Below are 18,020 nucleotides of genomic sequence, written 5' to 3'. Positions count from 1 at the left end.
CTTCGGCCACGCCATTCCCACCCATCACTCCTCGACGCCCGTCGACGCACACCGTGAACCCAGCCGAACTCCAGGCCTACCTGCACCGGCACATTCCCTTGTCCCGCGCCATGGAGGTAGCCGTGGTCGAGACATCGGCCCACCATGTGGTGCTGAGCGCGCCGCTCGCGCCCAATATCAACCACCGGGACACGGTGTTTGGCGGCAGCGCGTCGGCGGTGGCCATCCTCGCCGCGTGGTCGATGCTGCACCTGCGCCTGTCGGCCGAGGGGCTGGGGAGCCGCTTGGTGATCCAGCGCAACACCATGGACTACCTTGCACCCATGGACGGCAGCTTCACGGCCGTGGCGCAGGCACCGGCGCCCCAGGCCTGGCAGCCGTTCACGCGCATGCTGCAACGCAAGGGGGTGGGGCGGATCGTGCAAACGTCTGAGTTGCATTACCAGGGCCGGGTGGCCGGGCAGCTTGAAGGCGAGTTCGTGGCCTTCGGGGCGGGGTACGTGTCGGCAGCGTGACATGCGGGCCGGCCTGGTTGGGGGGCGCTTCTCGGGTGACCATGGCGTTGCACAGACCGCCGGGCGGGCGTGCCGCCATCGGCGAAAGTGGCCATGAAAGCGCAGGCTGATCGCGGCATTCCCCAGCCGCTCTAAGACGTACCCTCAAGGCGCAAGGCGAAACACAGGCCGGGGTCGTCACCCCACGGCACGTAGGTGTCGCCACACAGGAGTTCATGGCGATGTCCCCTCTTATTTCTGGCCTGGCCTCTCTGGCCTCCCTCGTCTTCAATGCCACATCGGGGGGCAGCAGCAAGGCCTCCGCCGCGCGCCGCGGCAGCGATGCGGCGCCTGCGCAGCCGTCCACCGTGGTCACACTGAGCCCGCAGGCCGAAGCGCTTGCAGGCTTTGCCGGCAAAGGCATTTTGGTATCGCAGGGCAAGCTCGATGGTGCGTTGGGCGCGACCCAGCGCGGCGTGGGTGCCGGCCACCTGGCCGCCAACGCGGGCCCGGGCGGCGCCATTTCCAAGCAGGATTTTCAGGAGCTGTTGACCCGCTTTGGCGCCGACGATGCGCAAAAAACGCAGATCACCGCAGGGTTCGATGCCAACCAGGACGGCAGCATCTCGCACGGTGAATTTCTCAAGGGGCTGGCCAGCACCTCGATCCAAAAGCCCGGCACCGACTTCTCGCAGGCGGTGCTGCAATTGATGGACCGTGGAGGAAACACCGATGGCGTGGTGAGCCAGAACGAATTTGCGGCGTTTACCACCGCGTTTGCCAACGCTGGGCAGCAGCGCGGATCTTCGGTTTGAAGGGCTCAGCGCTCGCACCGAACACGTTGCACACAGGCAAAAAAAAGCGGCCCCGAAGGGCCGCTTTTTTGTGGGGTGACGGAAGAAGAAAGCTCAGCAGCTAGCTGCGAGTACCTCCTACTGCCATCCCATCAGGGCGTCATATTCTGCCCATGAGCAGGAGGACCACCAGGATCAGCACCACCAAGCCAATCCCGCCACTGGGTCCGTAGCCCCACGAGCGGCTGTGGCCCCAGGTTGGCAGGGCGCCGACCAGGATGAGGATGAGGACGATCAGCAGAATCAGGGAGAGCGACATGGTGGTTCCTTGTTGTTGGTTGCGGTGAGTGGATTGTTTGGGCTGCACCGCGGCGCTCTCGCAGGTGCTGCGCTCACACGGGGGTCAGCCTTTTCCGACGCGGCCTGTGGGAGCCCGCGCGGCAGCGCGCCACTCCAAGCGAGGTTGCTATAAAAAATATAGCTATCAGCGCTTATGGATCAAGCGCTGGGGCCGTTTTTCACTCAATTTTTCGCATCCCATGTCGGTAGCTGCGGCCGTCAATGCGCCCCGCTGGCGTCCGCGCCGCCCGAGCTTCCTCCCTGTGTCGGCCGCTTGGTCAGCCAGATCAACCCGATCAGCAACAGAAACAAGCCCGCCGACCCGAGAAAGATGTCATCGGCCGCCCGCGTGAAGGCTTGCTGGTCGATGAGCCGGTTGACCTGCGCCAGCGCCTGCAGTTGCGTAAGGCCGGTCGCAGTCAGGCTGTCGAGCGTTTGCGCAAACACCCCCTGGCCTTGCACCAGCCCTTCGGTCAGGTGCGCGTGGTGCATGGCGGCGCGGCTTTCCCACAGCGTGGTGGCAATCGACGTGCCCATGGCCCCGGCGGTGATCCGCACAAAATTGGACAGGCCTGCAGCGGCCGGAATGCGCTCGGGCGCAATGCCCGCCAGCGTCAGCGTCGTCAGCGGGATGAAGAAGAACGCCATGGCCGCCCCCTGCAACAGCGTGGGGATCAGGATGTGGATGAAGTCCGTCTGCACCGTGAACTGCGAGCGCATCCACAGCACCGTGCTGAACACGATGAACGCACCCGTGGCCATGCGGCGTGGGTCCCACTGGCCCACCTTCTTGCCCACCAGCGGGGTGAGCAAGATCGCGAACACGCCCACCGGTGCCAGCGCCATGCCGGCCGAGGTGGCGGTGTAGCCCATCCACTGCTGCAGCCACAGCGGCAGCAGCACCACGTTGCCAAAGAACAGCGCATACGCCACCGACAGCGCCAGCGCGCCAAAGGTGAAGTTGCGGCCTTTAAAGAGCTTGAGGTCCACCACAGGGTGCTTTTCGGTCAGCTCCCACACTAGGAACACTGCGAACGCGACCACGGCGACCACGGCCATGATGATGATCTCGCCGGAGGCGAACCAGTCAAGCTCCTTGCCCTTGTCGAGCATGAGCTGCAATGCGCCCACCCACAGCACCAGAAGACTCAGGCCCACGGTGTCGATGGGCAGCTTGCGGATGGGCGTCTCGCGCTTGCGGTAGATGCCCCAGGTGAGCAGCCCGGCCAGCAGGCCCACGGGCACGTTGATGTAGAAGATCCAGGGCCAGGAGATGTTGTCCGTGATCCACCCGCCCAACAACGGCCCGACCACCGGCGCGACCAGCGTGGTCACGCCCCATAGGGCGAGGGCCGTGCCCGCCAGGGCCTTGGGGTAGCTGGCCAGCAGCAGCGTCTGGCTGAGCGGGATCATCGGCCCGGCCACTAGGCCCTGCAGCACGCGGAAGAACACCAGCGTCTCCAGCGACGACGCAAAGCCGCACAGCCAAGACGTGAGCACAAACAGCAGCACGCTCATGGTGAACAGCCGCACCGCGCCAAAGCGCTGCGTGAGCCAGCCGGTGAGCGGCACCGAGATGGCATTGGCCACGCCAAAGCTGGTGATGACCCAGGTGCCTTGGCCGGGGCTCACGCCCAGGTCGCCGGCGATGGCGGGAATGGAGACGTTGGCGATGGACGAATCCAGCACGTTCATGAACGTGGCCAGCGACAGCGACAGTGTGCCCAGCAGCAAGGCGGTACCCTGCAGCGGTGGGTAGGCGGCGGGTGGCCCGGGTGGGGCTGACGGCCCCGCAGCGGATGCGGGGGATGGCGCAGCAGGCGCCGGTGCGGTGCCCTGGTCTGCGGTGGGGTTGGCGGTGCTCATGCAACAAGCCCTGGATCAGTGCACCGCAGGCGACCGCAGGGAGGCCACGGGCGCCGACGCGTGTTGATTACTAGTGCGTGCGGCTGCAGCAGTGCCGGCCTTGGCATCGGCACTGCCTACCTTGGGCGATGCCACCGTGGCGGCGGCCTTGCTGCGGCCCAGGTTGGCGGCAATGATCTGCGCCACTTCATCGTCAGCGGCCTTGAACTGCTGGTCGAACACGGCAGTGGCCGCTACGGGGGCAGAGCGCTGCGTGTCGGCCAGGGTCTTGCCGCTCTGGTCGGCGGTGTCCACCTTGACTTCCATCGACAGGCCCACGCGCAGCGGGTGCTCGGCCACCTGCTTGGCATCCAGCGCAATGCGCACGGGCACGCGCTGCACCACCTTGATCCAGTTGCCCGTGGCGTTCTGCGCAGGCAGCAATGCAAAGGCTGCACCGGTGCCGGCACCCAGGCCGGTCACGGTGCCGTGGTACTTGACCTTGGTGCCATACACGTCGGCTTCCAGCTCGGCCGGTTGCCCGATGCGCAGGCTTTGCAGCTGGCTTTCCTTGAAGTTCGCGTCCACCCACAAATCATTCAGGGCCACCAGCGTCATCAGCGGTGCGCCGGCCTGCACGCGCTGGCCCACCTGCACGCCGCGCTTGGCGACGTGGCCGTCGAGCGGCGCGACCAGTTGGGCGCGTTGCACGGCCAGGTAGGCCTCGCGCACGCGGGCCGAGGCGCGCTGCACGTTGGGGTGCTGCTCGATGGAGGTGCCTTCGGTCTGCGTCTGGCTGGCGGCCAGTTGCTCTTGCGCGGCCACCACGGCCGACTGGGCGGCGGCCACGGTGCTCTTGGCGGCGGTGACCTGGGCGGTGGCGTGCTGGAACTCTTCCTTGCCCACGGCACCGCTGGCCATCAGCGGTGCGCGGCGGTTCACGTCGTCCTGCAGGCGTGCGGCTTCGGCCTGGGCACGCGCCAGGTCAGCGCTGCGCAGGTTGACCTGGGCCTTGAGCGTGGAGTTGTTGGCGAACAGCGTGCGCACTTCGCGCACCGCCTGTGCCAATTGAGCCTCGGCCTGTTCCAGCGCCACGCGGGCGTCGGCGGGATCGAGCTTGACCAGCAGCTGGCCAGCCTTCACGTAGTCGGTGTCGTCCGCACCGATGGACACCACGGTGCCGCCGACTTGCGGCGTGATCTGCACCACGTTGCCCGCCACGTAGGCGTTGTCGGTGGTTTCACGGTGGCGGCCGTTGGCCCAGTGCCAGGCGCCCCAGCCGATGGCGGCGATCGCCACGGCAGCGGCGATCACGGTCAGGCCGCGGCGGCGGGCGGGGTTGGTGGCTTCTTTGGGTGATGCAAGGGGTTCGCTCATGGCAGTGGTCTTTCAGGAATGCGTTGTTATGTGTTTTTTGATCAGGTCTGGCCTTGCGAGCTACTTACGCAACTGGCGCGGCCGAGGCCAGTGCACCCGTGGAGCTGGCTTTGCCAGGCCACTGGGTGCGTTCCCCTCCCGCGAAGCGAGAGAGGGGGAAGACGCGAAGCGGCTCAGGGGGTGTTTCATACCGCCGTGTCATCCGTCCAGCCGCCACCCAAGGCCTTCATCAACTGCAGGCGGGTATCGAGCTGTCGGGCGCGCAGGTCGACGGCGAGGCGGCGCTGGGCGAGCACCTGGTTTTCGGTGGAGAGCACCACCAGGTAGTTGCCCAGGCCCGCGCGGTAGCGCTCCTGCGCAAAGCGGTAGGCCTTCTCGGCGCTCGCGGCAGCGTCGTCTTGCAGTGCTTGCTGGCGCGTGAGCGACTGCACCGAAGCCATCGCATCGCCGGCTTCCTTCACGGCATCCAGCACGGCGCTGTTGTACTGGGCGATGGCGGCATCCAGCTCGGCCTGGCGGCCACCCAACTGCGCGCGCAGCCGGCCGCCGTCAAAGATCGGCAGGCGCAGGGCGGGGGTCACGCCCATCTGGCGCGAGCCGGCGTTGAACAGGTTGTCTAGCCCCAGCGAATTCAGGCCAATGAACGCGGCGATGTTGATGTTGGGATAGAACTCCGTGCGGGCGACCTTCACGCCTTGGGTGGCGGCCTCTACACGCCAGCGTGCTGCCACCACGTCGGGGCGGCGGCCCAGCAGGTCGGCGCCCAGCACTTCGGGCACGGCTGTAGGCTGCAGCCGGGCCAGCTGCGGGGTGAGGGCGGTCAGGGCGTCAGGCGCCTGGCCGGTCAGCACGGCAATCTGGCGGCGGGCCAGGGTGACCTGTTCGTCCAGCGCTTCGATCTGGGTGCGCGCATCGGGCACGGCGGCCTGAGCCTGCGTCAACTCGACCTGGCTGTCGAGGCCTGCGGCAGTGCGCTCCTGCGTCAGGCGTTGTTGCTCCTCACGCTGCGCCAGCGCCCGGGCGGCCACGTCGCGCTGGCCCACCAGCCGGGCCAGGGCCACGTAGCTGCGGCTCACTTGGGCGGCCAAAGTATTGGCAGCGGCCGCCGCATCGGCCTGCGCGGCCCTGGCCTGGCCCAGTGCGGCCTGCAGCTCGGCCGCGTGCTGGCCAAAAAAGTCGGGCGACCAGCTCAGCGTGGCCTGCACGGTGCCGCTGTTGTAGGTGTTGCCGGCCACTGGCGCGGGCACCAGGCCGTTGGCGGAGTAGCGCTGGCGCGTCAGGTCCACCCCCAGGTTGGCCTGCGGGCCGTTGGCGGCCTGGCGCACCTGGCTCAGAGCCACGGCCTGTTCCAGCCGGGCGCGGCTCACGGCCAGGCTGGGGTTGCCCTTCAGCGCCTGGTCGACCAGCGCGTTGAGCTCGGCATCGCCCAGCGTGGTCCACCACTGGCTGGGCGCGGCGGTGTCGGTGGCGTTGTTCAGCCCCAGGGCGGCAGGCGTGGTCTGCGCCAGCGGGGTGTGCGGCGCGCCGGGGCTCGCGCAACCGACCAGCAGGATGGCGGCGGCAAGGGCCAGCGCCGACACCGCGAAGTGTGCCGCCAGGGCCGAGCGGACCGAGGGCAGGGAAGGGATGGTGGTGGATGTCATGGAAATCTCCAGGGGCGGTGCAGGGCGGCAGTGGGGGTGAGGTGCTACCCAGCCGCGGTATCGGTGGGGGGCGTTTGCTGGCGCAGCGCTTCGCCGTTGGTCAGCATGCGGCGCAGCATGGACAGCAGCAGTTGCCATTCGTCGTGGGTGAAGTCGCTCAGGTGGCCGTTGAGCACGTCGGTCAGCACCGGGGGCACGAGCGCGGCAATGCGCTGGCCTTCGGGGGTGAGTTTGAGCTGCACCACCCGCCGGTCGACGGTGGAGCGTTCGCGCACCACGAGGCCTTTGGCTTCCATGCGGTCGAGCGAGCGGGTCATCGAGGCAGGATCCGTCTCCAGGTCGCGCGCCAGACCGGCCACCGTGCAGTTGTCGCGCAGCGAGAGCTTGAACAGCGGCAGCCACTGGGCGTATGTCAGGTCGTGGGACGCGAGTTGCGCATCGGCCTGGGTGCGGATGGACGACATCACCTTGCGCATCAGGTAGCCCACGCTGTTTTCAGGCTGAAGCTGGCCAGCGCGGTAGAAGCCCGGGCCGGGCTGAGAAGGCTTGGGGGTGTCAGAAGTCATGGCGGCAAATTTAATTGACTAGACAATGATTGTCTTGGCAATTACTTAACGACCGCAATGCTGTCAGGGTTTTTGAGAAAGAGGTTTGCTATGCAAAATATAGCTATCAGCGCTTATGGAATAAGCGCTAGGTGCCAAATTGACATCAAATTTGAGACATGGAAGGGTGCGGCCCGTTCCATTGCCGCAAGCAGCACGCCGCGGCCGGGCTATCTCTCGGTCAGGCGCAGCGCCCAGGCGGGCAGCGGCTGCACCAGCGGGGTGACCTCGGTGGGGGAGCACACCGCCACCAGCTGCGGGCCGGTGCCGTCGACCTCTGCCGCGTCATACAGATACGACACATCCGCCTGGCGCACTGCCCGGGCCAGGTTGCCCATGGTGCGGGGGTAGCGGGCCAGGATGCGTTCTGGCGGAACCGCGTGCCTTCGCGGACCAGGGCACGGTAGAGCGTGGACTTGCCCGCGCCGTTCGGGCCTGCCAGCAGGTCAAACCAACGCGGTGGCATGGGGCTGCGGGATGGCGCGGTGGGCGGCTGAGACGTTGCCACCGTGGTTATCAAACGTCGACGGTGGCTTTGGCCTGGTTCTCCAGAACCACTTCACGCACCCGCTGCGCCAGGGTGCCGCGCGTTTGTGCGGCCAGCAGGCGGGCGGTGAGGGAGCCCACTGATATGGGCGCGGCCAGGGCGGTCTGACGGGAAGCAGCCGCCTCGTACTGCGCGATGGCGCTGCGGGCTTCCTGCACGCTCAGACCCTTGTGTTCGACGATCTGGCCCAGGGTGGCCCCAGTATTCAATCTGGCCCGCCACTGAGCGGCGCATAGGTTGCGCGGCCTGGCGGGCCTGCTCCACCAGATGGGCGGGGAGCTTGACGGAAGAAAAGGCGGTGGCGGACACGGCGATCTCCTGATTGGCGCATTGGCGCCAATCGGGTTGAGGGCGCAATGGCGGTGGTGCCGGTCATGTTTCTTCGAGCGATACCATTTGTGGGCCCTTCGACCTCCCCAATGCTTCGTCCAATCTATTCCGCTCCATGTCCGAAACCGCCGCTTCCGCTGCCGTGAACTCCTCCACCCCACCGTTGCGCTTTGCCGTGATGGGCGCTGGCGCCGTGGGCTGCTACTTCGGCGCCTTGCTCGCCCGGGCGGGCCATGCCGTCACGCTCATCGGGCGGCACGCCCATGTGCAGGCGGTGTTGCAGCAGGGCCTGCGGCTGCAGACGGCGGTGCTGGATGTACAGGTGCCCATGGCGGCCAGCACCAAGGCCAGCGCCGTGCAGGGCGCGGATGTGGTGCTGTTCTGCGTGAAATCCTCCGACTCAGAAGACGCAGCGCGCCAGATCCGTCCGCACCTGGCTCCCGGCACGCTGGTGCTGACGCTGCAAAACGGCGTGGACAACGACGAACGCGTGCGCGCCGTGCTCGATGCCAGCACCTCGGTGGCGGCAGCCGTGGTCTACGTGGCCACCGCCATGGGCGGCCCGGGGCATGTGGTGCACCACGGCCGGGGTGAGCTGGTCATTGCGCCATCGCCGCGCAGCGACGAGGCCGCCCGGCAGCTCACGGCGGCGGGCATCCCTACCCAGATTTCAGACAACGTGCGCGGTGCGCTGTGGGCCAAGCTGGTGCTCAACAGCGCCTACAACGCGCTCTCTGCCCTGTCTCAACAGCCTTATGGCCCGTTGGTGCAGGTGCCCGGCGTGAATCAGGTGATCGCCAACATCGTGGCCGAATGCCTGGCCGTGGCCGCTGCCGATGGGGTGGCGATCCCGGGCGATGTGCAGGCTGCCGTGCGCGGCATCGCCACCACCATGCCCGGTCAGTTCTCGTCCACCGCGCAGGATTTGGCGCGGGGCAAGCCCAGTGAGATTGACCATCTGAACGGCTACGTCGTCAAGCGCGGGGCGGCCCTGGGCGTGCCCACGCCACTCAATCACGCTTTGCAGGTACTGGTCAAACTGGCCGAGATGAAGGGCGCTGCGGGTTGAGCGGGGGACCGGCCGATCTCGCGGCCGGGCCCCCCGTCATGCCAAGGCCGCTTCCTCCAGCAGCCGCTCGCGCACTTCCTGCGCGGCCTGCACCATGTGGCGCAAAGCGGCTTCCGTCTCAGGCCAGCCACGGGTCTTGAGGCCGCAATCGGGGTTCACCCACAGGTGTTCGACGGGCACCACCTCGGCGGCCTTCTCCAGCAGCGCGGCCATCTCCTGCACGCCGGGCACGCGGGGCGAGTGGATGTCGTAGACGCCGGGGCCGATCTCGTTGGGATATTTGAAGTCGCCAAAACCTTGCAGCAACTCCATGTCCGACCGGCTGGTCTCGATGGTGATCACATCCGCATCCATGGCCGCGATGGCGGGCAGGATGTCGTTGAACTCGCTGTAGCACATGTGGGTGTGAATCTGCGTGTCGTTGCGCACACCGCTGGCGCTGATGCGGAAGGCGCGGGTGGCACGATCCAGGTAGCTCTTCCACCCGGCGCGGCGCAGGGGCAGGCCTTCGCGGATCGCGGGCTCGTCGATCTGGATGATGGCGATGCCAGCGGCCTCCAGGTCACACACCTCGTCGCGGATCGCCCAGGCGATCTGGTCGGCCGTGGTGGCGCGGGGCTGGTCGTCGCGCACAAAACTCCATTGCAGGATGGTGATGGGGCCGGTGAGCATGCCCTTCATGGGCTTGGCGGTCAGGCTCTGCGCGTACTGCGTCCAGGCCACCGTCATGGGCGCGGGGCGGGCCACATCGCCGTAGATGATGGGCGGCTTCACGCAGCGCGAGCCGTAGCTTTGCACCCAGCCGTTGGCGGTAAAGACAAAGCCGTCGAGCTGCTCGCCAAAGTATTCGACCATGTCGTTGCGCTCGGCCTCGCCGTGCACCAGCACGTCCAGGCCCAGGGCCTCCTGCTTGCGCACGGCCAGGGCAATTTCGGCCTGCATCTTCTGCTGGTAGTGGGCTGCGTTCAGCGCGCTGCGCTTGAAGGCTGCACGCGCAGCGCGGATCTCGCTGGTCTGCGGGAATGAGCCGATGGTGGTGGTGGGCAAGAGCGGCAGCTTCAAACGCGTGCGCTGGGCTTTTTGCCGGGCGGGAAATGCGCTGGCACGCTGGTCTGCCCCCGGTGCGGCTGCGGCCAGGCGCGCGGCCACGGTGGCACGGTGCACGCGCGGGCTGGCGCACCGGGCGGCCAGGGCGGTGCGGGCGGCGTGCAGTTCGTCGTCCACAGTGCCTTCGCCATGGCTCAGCGCGGTGGAAAGCACACGCAACTCATCGAGTTTTTCGACCGCAAACGCCAGCCAGGATTTGACCTCGGCATCGAGCTGGTGCTCGGCCTGCAGACCAAACGGCACATGCAGCAGTGAGCACGACGGCGCCAGCCACAGCCCGCCCTGGTGCTTGTCGGCCACGGGGCGCAGCTTGGCCAGGGCCGCATCCAGGTCGGTGCGCCAGATATTGCGGCCGTCCACGATGCCCACCGACAGCACCTTGTGCGAGGGCAGCCAGTCGGCCACGCCCACCAGTTCTTCCGGCGCCCGCACGGCGTCCACATGCAGGCCGGCCACAGGCAGCTGGCAGGCCAGGCGCAGGTTTTCGGCCAGGGGCGAAAAGTAGGTGGCCAACAGCAGTTTGGGCGCGCTGCGGGCCAGTTGCCAGTAGGCGGGCTCAAACGCGTGGCGCCAGGTGTCGGGCAGGTCCAGGCCGAGGATGGGTTCGTCGATTTGCACCCATTCCACGCCTTGGGCCTTCAGCCGCGCCAGCACGGCCTCGTACACCGGCAGCAGCTGGTCGAGCAGGCAGAAACGATCAAAACCCGCTTCCTTGGCCTTACCCAGCCACAGAAAACTCAGCGGGCCCAGCAGCACGGCCTTCACCCGGTGGCCGAGGGCCTGCGCTTGGGCGACCTCGTCAAACAGCTGGTCGCTGGCCAGGCGGAACTGGGTGCTGGCGCTGAACTCGGGCACGAGGTAGTGGTAGTTGGTGTCGAACCACTTGGTCATCTCGAGCGCGGGCTGGCCGTCAGAGGTGTGTGTGGCCGTGCAACCCGCGCCGCAGCCGTGATGGTCGTGGTGACCGTGATGGGCATCCGCCGATACGCCCCGGGCCATGGCGAAGTAGCGCGCCAGCTCTGGCGTGTCGTCCTCAAACCCAAATCGCGCGGGCTCGCATCCCAGCAGCTGAATATGGTTGGCCACATGGTCGTACAGCGCAAAGTCGCCGACGGTGACAAAGCCAAGGCCTGCATCGGCCTGCGCCTGCCAGTGGAGCTGGCGCAGCTGGGCGGCGGTGTCCTGCAAGTCACAAGCGCTGCTGTCGCCGCGCCAGAAGGATTCGAGCGCGAATTTCAGTTCGCGCTGCGCGCCCATGCGCGGGAAGCCCAGGGCGTGGGTGAGCACCGGGCGGGCGGCGACGGGCTGAAATGAGGGGACGGGCTGGGCGAGCGACATGGCGGGTTTTTCCTGTTTTTGCGATGGCATGCAATGAAGGTAGCGATCGTCGCGCGCCGTCGCTTATTATTCAAACGAAAGTTTTTGTGATTCAACTTGAAAATTAGTAATGAGCCAGTCCGTCCTGGAAGTCCGCCACCTGCGCACCCTGGTCGCGCTGCGCGACAGCGGAAGCCTGGTGCGCGCCGCGCAGTTGCTCAACCTCACGCAGTCGGCGCTGTCGCACCAGATAAAGCTGCTGGAAGACCGGCACGGCACGCCGCTGTTCGAGCGCAAATCGGTGCCCCCGCAGTTCAGCGCGGTGGGCGAGCGGCTGTTGGCCCTGGCCGACCTGGTGTTGCCGCAAATCGAGGCCGCTGAACGCGACCTGGCCCGGCTGGTGCTGGGGCAGGGCGGCCAGCTGCGCATCGCCGTGGAGTGCCACACCTGTTTTGACTGGCTGATGCCCGCCATGGACGCCTTTCGCACCCGCTGGCCCGAGGTGGAGCTCGACATCGTGAGCGGCTTCCATGCCGACCCGGTGGGCCTGCTGCACCAGGGGCGGGCCGACCTGGCCATCGTGTCGGAGGTGGATGCAGATGAAGTGGGGGTGGATTACCACCCGCTGTTCGGCTTCGAGATCCGTGCGCTGCTCGCCAACGCGCACCCGCTGGTGGCCAAGCCTTTCCTCACGGCGCAAGACTTTGCCGACCAGACGGTGATCACCTACCCGGTGCCCGACGAGATGCTCGATTTGATCCGCCAGGTGCTGGAGCCCGCCGGCGTGCGCCCGCCCCGGCGCACCACCGAGCTCACCGTGGCCATGCTGCAGCTGGTGGCCAGCGGGCGTGGCGTGGCAGCGTTGCCGCTGTGGGCGGTGCAGGGCTATCTGGACCGGGGCTACGTCACAGCCCGGCCCGTGGGGGCGCAAGGATTGCGGGGCGAGCTGCATGCCGCGAGCCTGCCGCAGGTGTCGGCCAAGCCGTATCTGCAAGACTTCGTGAGCGTGGTCCGCGAAACGAGTTTCGTGACGCTCAAGGGTGTGACGCTGCTGTAACGGCAGCGGGCGCCGTCAGTCGGGTGCGTACTTGTCGCCCACCTGTTCGCGCAGCGGGTGGGTGTCGTAGACGATGTTCATGTCCCGGATGCGCGCGCTGCCCGCATCGAAGGTGAACACGTCCACGCAGGTGAAGGTCACTTCGCGTCCGTCGTTCAAGGTCCAGTCGTAGCGAAAGTACGCGGCCACGCGCACCGCGTCCTGCCCGGCCGGCTGCGCAGAGGCGAACAGGTCCAGCACCGTGATCACGCTGCCGCTGGAGGCCGCGGCCAGCTTGCGGAAGAAGTCGCCGGCACGCATCGTGCCCAGGAAGGGGGAGTGCACCTGGCCGTTTTCCTCGAAACAGGCGATCAGCCCCTCGGTGTTGCTGGCGTGCAGGTGGGCCAAGTAGGTTCTCACGGTGTCGAGCGGCTGTGTGGTCATGTGGTGTCCTTGAAGGGTTGGTCAGGCTGTGGTGAGCTTCCTGCCAACCGCCTCGCCGGGCAAGAGACAATGGCGCTTTATACATAATCATGCCTTATGTATCTGCGCCATCTCCACTACCTTCAGGCCGTTATCGAACACGGCAGCTTTGCCGGGGCTGCCCGAGCCTGTGGTGTGTCCCAGCCCGCCATCAGCCAGGGCATGAAGGCCCTGCAAGCGGGTTTTTCTGAGCCGCTGTGGGTGAAGCAAGGGCGCCGCTATGTACCCACGCCGCTTGCGCGGGGCCTGGCGCAAGAGGCTGCATCGCTCGCCCAGCGTATCGATGGGCTGGCCCAGGCAGGCACGGCTACTGCGGGGCGCAGTGCGCTGCGCGTGGGGCTCACGTCGTCCGCTGCCATGGTCTGTGGACCGCTGCTGTACCAGGACTGGTGCCTGCCCGGTACCCGGCGCACTCTGGTGATGGAAACCGCCGACGAAGGCAGCTTGCTGGCGGGGCTGGTGCAAGGGCGTTTCGACGCCGTCATTGCCCCCCGGCCGCGCGGGTTTTCGCACCCGGACGTTGTGGAGCGGCGCCTGTACGAACTGGCACCGCGCATCTATGCGCGTCGCCGCCATCCACTGGCCCAGGCCCGCGGTCTGGCCGAGTTGAAAGGTGCTGCCTGGGCATGTGTGGGCCCCAGCGTCAGCGGGCCCGTGGACGTGCTGACCGAGGCACACCGCGTACGGCGAATGCCTGCGCCCCGCATGGCAGTGCGCTGCCCTGACTTCGCCAGCATGCTGCACCTGATGGCCCAGTCGGACCTGCTGGCGGTCGTGCCGCATCCGGTGCTGCTGGGTGCTGCCGCGCCTGCAGTCGTGCCGTTGCGACTGGCCGAGTCACTCCCGCTCTACGGCATGTGGCTTTTCGAGTTGGGCACCAGGTCCTCCCGCATCGGCGCACAGGCCTTGTCGGCGGCGGGCTGATACGGATATTGCAAACTCGCTTAGGGTTTGAAATCGCTGTTGCAAACCTCCATAATCGCTTTCCTTCGCTCCACAACCCGCCGCTGCACCATGCACTACCTGCCCACTGCTCCGTCAACATTCCGCCCGCTCATCGCCTCGCTCGCCTTGGCTTTTTGCGCCACCCTGGCGCAGGCCGCACCTGTGGCCGACGTGCATGCCCTGGCCCAGTCGCAGCAGCTGCCGTTGCTCGACACGCTGCGTGACCTAGTGCACATCGAGTCGGGCAGCAAGGACATCGAGGGCCTGAACCAGATAGCCGAGCGCATCGCGGGCCAGCTCAAGCAACTGGGTGGCGCGGTGGAGGTGATGCAGACCAACGACATCTACCGCCTGGACGACACGCCCGAGAAGGTGGGCCCTGCGGTGCAGGCCGTGTTCAAGGGCACGGGCAGCAAGAAGATCATGCTGATCGCGCACATGGATACGGTGTACCTGAAGGGCATGCTCAAGGCCCAGCCTTTCCGCATCGACGGGGACAAAGCCTACGGCTTGGGAATTTCCGACGACAAGCAGGGCATCGCGCTCATCATCCACACCGTGGCCATGCTGCAAAAGCTCGGCTTCAAGGACTACGGCACGCTCACCGTGCTGATCAATGGCGACGAGGAAATCAGCTCGCCCGGCTGGCGCAGCACCATCACCCGTGTGGCCGCCGAGCAGGACGTAGTCTTGTCGTTTGAAGGCGGCGGCACCGATGGCACGCTGCGCCTGGCCACCAGCGGCATTGGCGCGGCCTACATCACCGTGCAGGGCAAGGCCTCGCACGCGGGCGCCAAGCCCGAAGATGGCGTGAACGCGCTGTACGAGCTGTCGCACCAGCTGCTGCAGATGAAGGATCTGTCGAAGAACGACGAGGGCCTCAAGCTCAACTGGACCGTCTCGAAATCCGGCACCAACCGCAACGTGATTCCGGCGGAGGCCACGGCCCAGGCCGATGCGCGTGCCCTGAAGGTGGCGGACTTTGATGGGCTGGAGAAGGCGCTGCAAGAGAAGATCAAGACCAGGTTGCTGCCCGCGTCCAAGGTGGACGTGAAGTTCGAAGTGCGCCGCCCGCCGCTGGAGGCCAGTGACGCATCACGCCGCGTGGCGGGCTACGGCAAGGTCATTTACCAGGAGCTGGGCCTGCCGCTCAACGTGGTCGAAAAGGCCACGGGCGGCGGCACCGATGCTGCCTTTGCGGCGCTCAAGACCAAGGGCGCTGTCGTGGAGGGCATGGGCCTGTCGGGCTATGGGGCGCATTCCAACGACGCCGAGTACGTGCAGATCAACACCATCGTGCCGCGGCTGTACCTGGCCACGCGCATGATCATGGACATCTCGCGCGACAAGCTGAAGTAACCGCTGAGGCGGGTTGCGCCTTTTGCCTTTTACTGAAGAGGGCACGCGGCCCGCGAGGTGCGCGGCCGCAGAGTCTGGCGCTTCAGTTCAGGTCCCCGGCACGGGCACGCGCACAGCCCCGGTCGCAAAGAACGATTCCAGGTTCTCCAGCACCAGGTCCGCCATTGCCCGGCGGGTCTCATGGGTGGCGCTGGCGGTATGCGGCGTGAGCACCACGTTGTCGAGCGCGATCAGCGCGGCGGGCACGCGGGGCTCCTCTTCAAAGACGTCCAGCCCGGCGCCGGCGATACGGCGTTCTGCCAAGGCGTCGATCAGCGCAGCTTCATCCACTACGCTGCCGCGCGCCACGTTGATGAGAAAGCCCTCGGGGCCCAGGGCGTCGAGCACCGGGCGGTCCACCATGTGGCGCGTCGCGGGGCCGCCAGCGACGGTGAGCACCAGGTAATCCGCCCAGCGCGCCAGCGCGACCAGCGACTCGAAATACGGCAGCGCCGCATCGGGCGCGGGGCGGCGGTTGTGGTAACCCACCTCCATGCGGAATCCGATCGCCCGCTCGGCCACAGCCTGGCCGATGCGGCCCATGCCAACGATGCCCAGGCGCTTGCCCGACACCCGGCTGCCCAGCGCAAAACGCCCTTGCGGCCACTCGCTGCGCCGCACAAAACGGTCGCTGGCGGCAATGCCGCGCGATACGTCCAGCATCAGCGCAAAGGCCATGTCGGCCACACAATCGTTGAGTACGCCAGGCGTGTAGCCCACCTGAACACCACGCGCCTTGGCGGCATCGACGTCCAGCGCGTCAAAACCCACGCCAAAGCTGCTGATGACCTGCAGGTGGGGCAGGGCGGCAATGACCTCGCCCGTAAGGCCAATGGATGCCGTGGTGACCACTGCGTTGAACTCGGCGCCCCGTGCCGCAAGAAAGGCCACGGGATCGGCCTGGTCTGCAAGGCTGGTGACGCTGTACCGGGCGGCCAGTTCGGCCTCCAGCGCAGGAAGGGGCAGGCGGCCAATTTGCAGGATGCAGGGCTTTGGGGTGGTGGACATGGCAGGCGGCGCGCAGGGCTCAAAAGAAAAAGGGCCGCACGCGGCGGCCCCGACGGGGGATTGCTTAAGCAGCGACGCGCACAGCCTGGCGGGCCAGCAGCTTCCAGCTGCCGCTTTGCTGCTGCCACACGCCCAGGATCTTGATCTGTACCTTGCCGGGCTTGCCCGAGTCGTTGGTGTCTGCCGTGAGCGTGTGGCGCACGATGGCGGTGTTGCCCACGACCTTGATGGTCTGGTCCGAGATCGCGATGGTCACGAAATCGGACTTGCCTGCGACCAGGTCACCGATGAAGCTGTCCTTGGTGTCCACACGGCCGCCCGAGTGACCGTAGCTCAGGTCGTCGGCCACTAGCGGGGCGAGCGCTGCGGGCGTGGGGTCGATCATCGCCAGGCGCAGGCGCTCAGCGGCGGCGGCCACGGCTTGCTCGGACGAGGCCGACGACGAGGCGCCTGCAGGGGCGTTGCTGGCGCAGCCCGAGAAGGCGGCGAGGGCTACCACGGTGGCAGCGGCAATGACGAGTTGTTTGAACATTCTCTTTGTCTCCTTGTTGTGTGTTGGATGAAGGGAAAGGGGCGTGCCAGTGCTGCGCGGTGCGACCGTGCACGGCCAGGCGCATCGCGATCAAAAAACTGAAAAGAGCATGAAAAAAGGGCCTGGTGAACCAGGCCCTTGCATGGGCTTACTGCGGGCCCAGCTTGGCGATCAGCGCCCGGAGCTCTTCCACCTCGTTGGGCTTCAGGTCCGTCAGTGGCGCGCGCACGGGGCCGCCGTCATGGCCCACGATCTTGGCGCCTGCCTTGATGATGCTCACGCCATAGCCTTCCACCCGGTTGCGGATGGCCAGATACGGCATGAAGAACTCCTTGAGCAGCTTGTGCTGGGTCGCGATATCGTCGCTGGCCACCGCCTTGTAGAACTCCATCGCCGTCTTGGGGATGAAGTTGAACACCGCCGACGAGTACACCGGTGTGCCCAGCGCCTTGTAGGCCGCTGCATACACCTCGGCCGTGGGCAGGCCGCCCAGGTACGAGAAGCGGTCGCCCATCTTCATGTAGATGGAAGACATGGTCTCGATGTTGCCGACGCCGTCCTTGAACCCCACCAGGTTCGGGCAGCGATCGGCCAGGATGGCCAGCGATTCGGCCGTGAGCTTGGTGCGGTCGCGGTTGTAGACGATCACGCCAAACTTCACGCTCTTGCAGACCGCGGCCACATGCTCGATCAGGCCTTCCTGGCCGGCTTCGGTCAGGTAGTGCGGCAGCAGCAGGATGCCGTGGGCGCCCAGGCGCTCGGCTTCCTGGGCATGGGCGATGGCGGTGCGGGTGGGGCCACCGGCGCCGGCAATGATCGGCACCTTGCCGCGGCAGGTGTCCACGGCGGTCTTGATGACCTGGCCGTACTCGGGGCCGGACAGCGAGAAGTATTCGCCCGTGCCACCAGCGGCAAACAGGGCGCTGGCACCGTAGGGGGCCAGCCACTCCAGGCGCTCAAGGTAGGTCTTGGGGCGGAATTCGCCCTGCTCGTCGAAGTCCGTGATGGGGAACGAGAGCAGGCCGGAGCCCATGATGGTTTTGAGTTCTTGCGGGTTCATGTGAGTTCAGGGCTGAAAAAAAGTAGAACAGGCGGGCGGCTTGGTGGGGGGCGTGAATCCGGCTGGTCCGAGCAGGCAGGCCGGGCTCTTT

The 18,020-nt window shown here is 66.8% G+C and carries 17 protein-coding genes and 1 pseudogene; 6 read left to right on the top strand and 12 right to left on the bottom strand.

Annotated features, from left to right (window positions below; all coding sequences use genetic code 11):
• Nucleotides 1-53: 53 nt before the first annotated feature.
• Together ACSQ3Q_RS12980 and ACSQ3Q_RS12975 are read left to right on the top strand one after the other, a co-directional pair.
• Nucleotides 54-515 (top strand): YiiD C-terminal domain-containing protein, encoded by a 462-nt coding sequence (locus tag ACSQ3Q_RS12980; RefSeq protein ID WP_436134783.1) that lies wholly within the window; start codon nt 54-56, stop codon nt 513-515.
• A 221-nt stretch (nt 516-736) separates the two neighbouring features.
• Nucleotides 737-1,309 (top strand): hypothetical protein, encoded by a 573-nt coding sequence (locus ACSQ3Q_RS12975; protein ID WP_436134782.1) that lies wholly within the window; start codon nt 737-739, stop codon nt 1,307-1,309.
• A gap of 139 nt (nt 1,310-1,448) precedes the next feature.
• Here the strand turns inward: ACSQ3Q_RS12975 and ACSQ3Q_RS12970 are convergent, their stop codons facing one another.
• The 7 genes and pseudogenes from ACSQ3Q_RS12970 to ACSQ3Q_RS12940 form a co-directional block, all read right to left on the bottom strand.
• Nucleotides 1,449-1,607, bottom strand: a complete 159-nt coding sequence (locus tag ACSQ3Q_RS12970) for a DUF3309 family protein (protein ID WP_082516826.1) — start codon at nt 1,605-1,607, stop codon at nt 1,449-1,451.
• A gap of 239 nt (nt 1,608-1,846) precedes the next feature.
• Nucleotides 1,847-3,493, bottom strand: coding sequence for a DHA2 family efflux MFS transporter permease subunit (locus ACSQ3Q_RS12965; protein WP_436134781.1), 1,647 nt, complete (start codon nt 3,491-3,493; stop codon nt 1,847-1,849).
• A 15-nt stretch (nt 3,494-3,508) separates the two neighbouring features.
• On the bottom strand, nt 3,509-4,849 hold the full coding sequence (locus tag ACSQ3Q_RS12960; RefSeq protein WP_436134780.1) for an HlyD family secretion protein: 1,341 nt from the start codon (nt 4,847-4,849) through the stop codon (nt 3,509-3,511).
• A 185-nt stretch (nt 4,850-5,034) separates the two neighbouring features.
• Complete coding sequence (locus ACSQ3Q_RS12955; RefSeq protein WP_436134779.1) at nt 5,035-6,492, bottom strand: efflux transporter outer membrane subunit; 1,458 nt, start codon at nt 6,490-6,492, stop codon at nt 5,035-5,037.
• Between the two features lie 44 nt (nt 6,493-6,536).
• A complete protein-coding gene (locus ACSQ3Q_RS12950) occupies nt 6,537-7,058 on the bottom strand; it encodes a MarR family winged helix-turn-helix transcriptional regulator (protein ID WP_436134778.1) in 522 nt (173 codons plus the stop codon).
• A gap of 209 nt (nt 7,059-7,267) precedes the next feature.
• The gene (locus tag ACSQ3Q_RS12945; RefSeq protein WP_436134777.1) at nt 7,268-7,435 is read right to left on the bottom strand and encodes a hypothetical protein; all 168 of its coding nucleotides are present in this window, start codon (nt 7,433-7,435) and stop codon (nt 7,268-7,270) included.
• A gap of 178 nt (nt 7,436-7,613) precedes the next feature.
• Nucleotides 7,614-7,953, bottom strand: a pseudogene (locus ACSQ3Q_RS12940) (TA system antitoxin ParD family protein).
• 136 nt (nt 7,954-8,089) lie between these two features.
• Here ACSQ3Q_RS12940 and ACSQ3Q_RS12935 point away from each other — a divergent pair.
• Nucleotides 8,090-9,043, top strand: a complete 954-nt coding sequence (locus tag ACSQ3Q_RS12935; RefSeq protein WP_436134776.1) for a ketopantoate reductase family protein — start codon at nt 8,090-8,092, stop codon at nt 9,041-9,043.
• Nucleotides 9,044-9,079: 36 nt separating this feature from the next.
• Here ACSQ3Q_RS12935 and metE read toward each other — a convergent pair whose 3' ends face one another.
• Complete coding sequence (metE, locus tag ACSQ3Q_RS12930) at nt 9,080-11,488, bottom strand: 5-methyltetrahydropteroyltriglutamate--homocysteine S-methyltransferase (protein ID WP_436134775.1); 2,409 nt, start codon at nt 11,486-11,488, stop codon at nt 9,080-9,082.
• A 109-nt stretch (nt 11,489-11,597) separates the two neighbouring features.
• On the opposite strand from metE, the gene ACSQ3Q_RS12925 reads away from it, so the two are divergent.
• A complete protein-coding gene (locus tag ACSQ3Q_RS12925) occupies nt 11,598-12,524 on the top strand; it encodes a LysR family transcriptional regulator (RefSeq protein WP_436134774.1) in 927 nt (308 codons plus the stop codon).
• Between the two features lie 15 nt (nt 12,525-12,539).
• On the opposite strand, the gene ACSQ3Q_RS12920 is transcribed toward ACSQ3Q_RS12925, so the two are convergent.
• Entirely contained in the window at nt 12,540-12,947 is a 408-nt protein-coding gene (locus tag ACSQ3Q_RS12920) for a nuclear transport factor 2 family protein (RefSeq protein WP_436134773.1), read from the bottom strand.
• 96 nt (nt 12,948-13,043) lie between these two features.
• Between ACSQ3Q_RS12920 and ACSQ3Q_RS12915 the strand changes: the two genes are divergently transcribed.
• Both ACSQ3Q_RS12915 and ACSQ3Q_RS12910 read left to right on the top strand, forming a co-directional pair.
• On the top strand, nt 13,044-13,910 hold the full coding sequence (locus ACSQ3Q_RS12915; RefSeq protein WP_436134772.1) for a LysR family transcriptional regulator: 867 nt from the start codon (nt 13,044-13,046) through the stop codon (nt 13,908-13,910).
• A gap of 90 nt (nt 13,911-14,000) precedes the next feature.
• Nucleotides 14,001-15,290 (top strand): M20/M25/M40 family metallo-hydrolase, encoded by a 1,290-nt coding sequence (locus ACSQ3Q_RS12910; RefSeq protein ID WP_436134771.1) that lies wholly within the window; start codon nt 14,001-14,003, stop codon nt 15,288-15,290.
• Between the two features lie 87 nt (nt 15,291-15,377).
• On the opposite strand, the gene ACSQ3Q_RS12905 is transcribed toward ACSQ3Q_RS12910, so the two are convergent.
• From ACSQ3Q_RS12905 to kdgD, 3 genes are all read right to left on the bottom strand, one after another.
• Nucleotides 15,378-16,337, bottom strand: a complete 960-nt coding sequence (locus tag ACSQ3Q_RS12905) for a 2-hydroxyacid dehydrogenase (protein WP_436134770.1) — start codon at nt 16,335-16,337, stop codon at nt 15,378-15,380.
• 64 nt (nt 16,338-16,401) lie between these two features.
• Nucleotides 16,402-16,869: a nuclear transport factor 2 family protein gene (locus tag ACSQ3Q_RS12900; RefSeq protein ID WP_436134769.1), complete on the bottom strand. Its 468-nt coding sequence runs from the start codon at nt 16,867-16,869 to the stop codon at nt 16,402-16,404.
• Between the two features lie 148 nt (nt 16,870-17,017).
• On the bottom strand, nt 17,018-17,929 hold the full coding sequence (gene kdgD / locus ACSQ3Q_RS12895) for a 5-dehydro-4-deoxyglucarate dehydratase (RefSeq protein WP_436134768.1): 912 nt from the start codon (nt 17,927-17,929) through the stop codon (nt 17,018-17,020).
• Nucleotides 17,930-18,020 lie beyond the last annotated feature (91 nt).

Source organism: Acidovorax sp. LjRoot129, assembly GCF_964253765.1.
In the GTDB taxonomy this organism is placed as follows: Bacteria; Pseudomonadota; Gammaproteobacteria; order Burkholderiales; family Burkholderiaceae_C; genus Acidovorax.
Note: the sequence above shows the minus strand (reverse complement) of the source record. Positions and strands in the feature narration are given on the sequence as shown.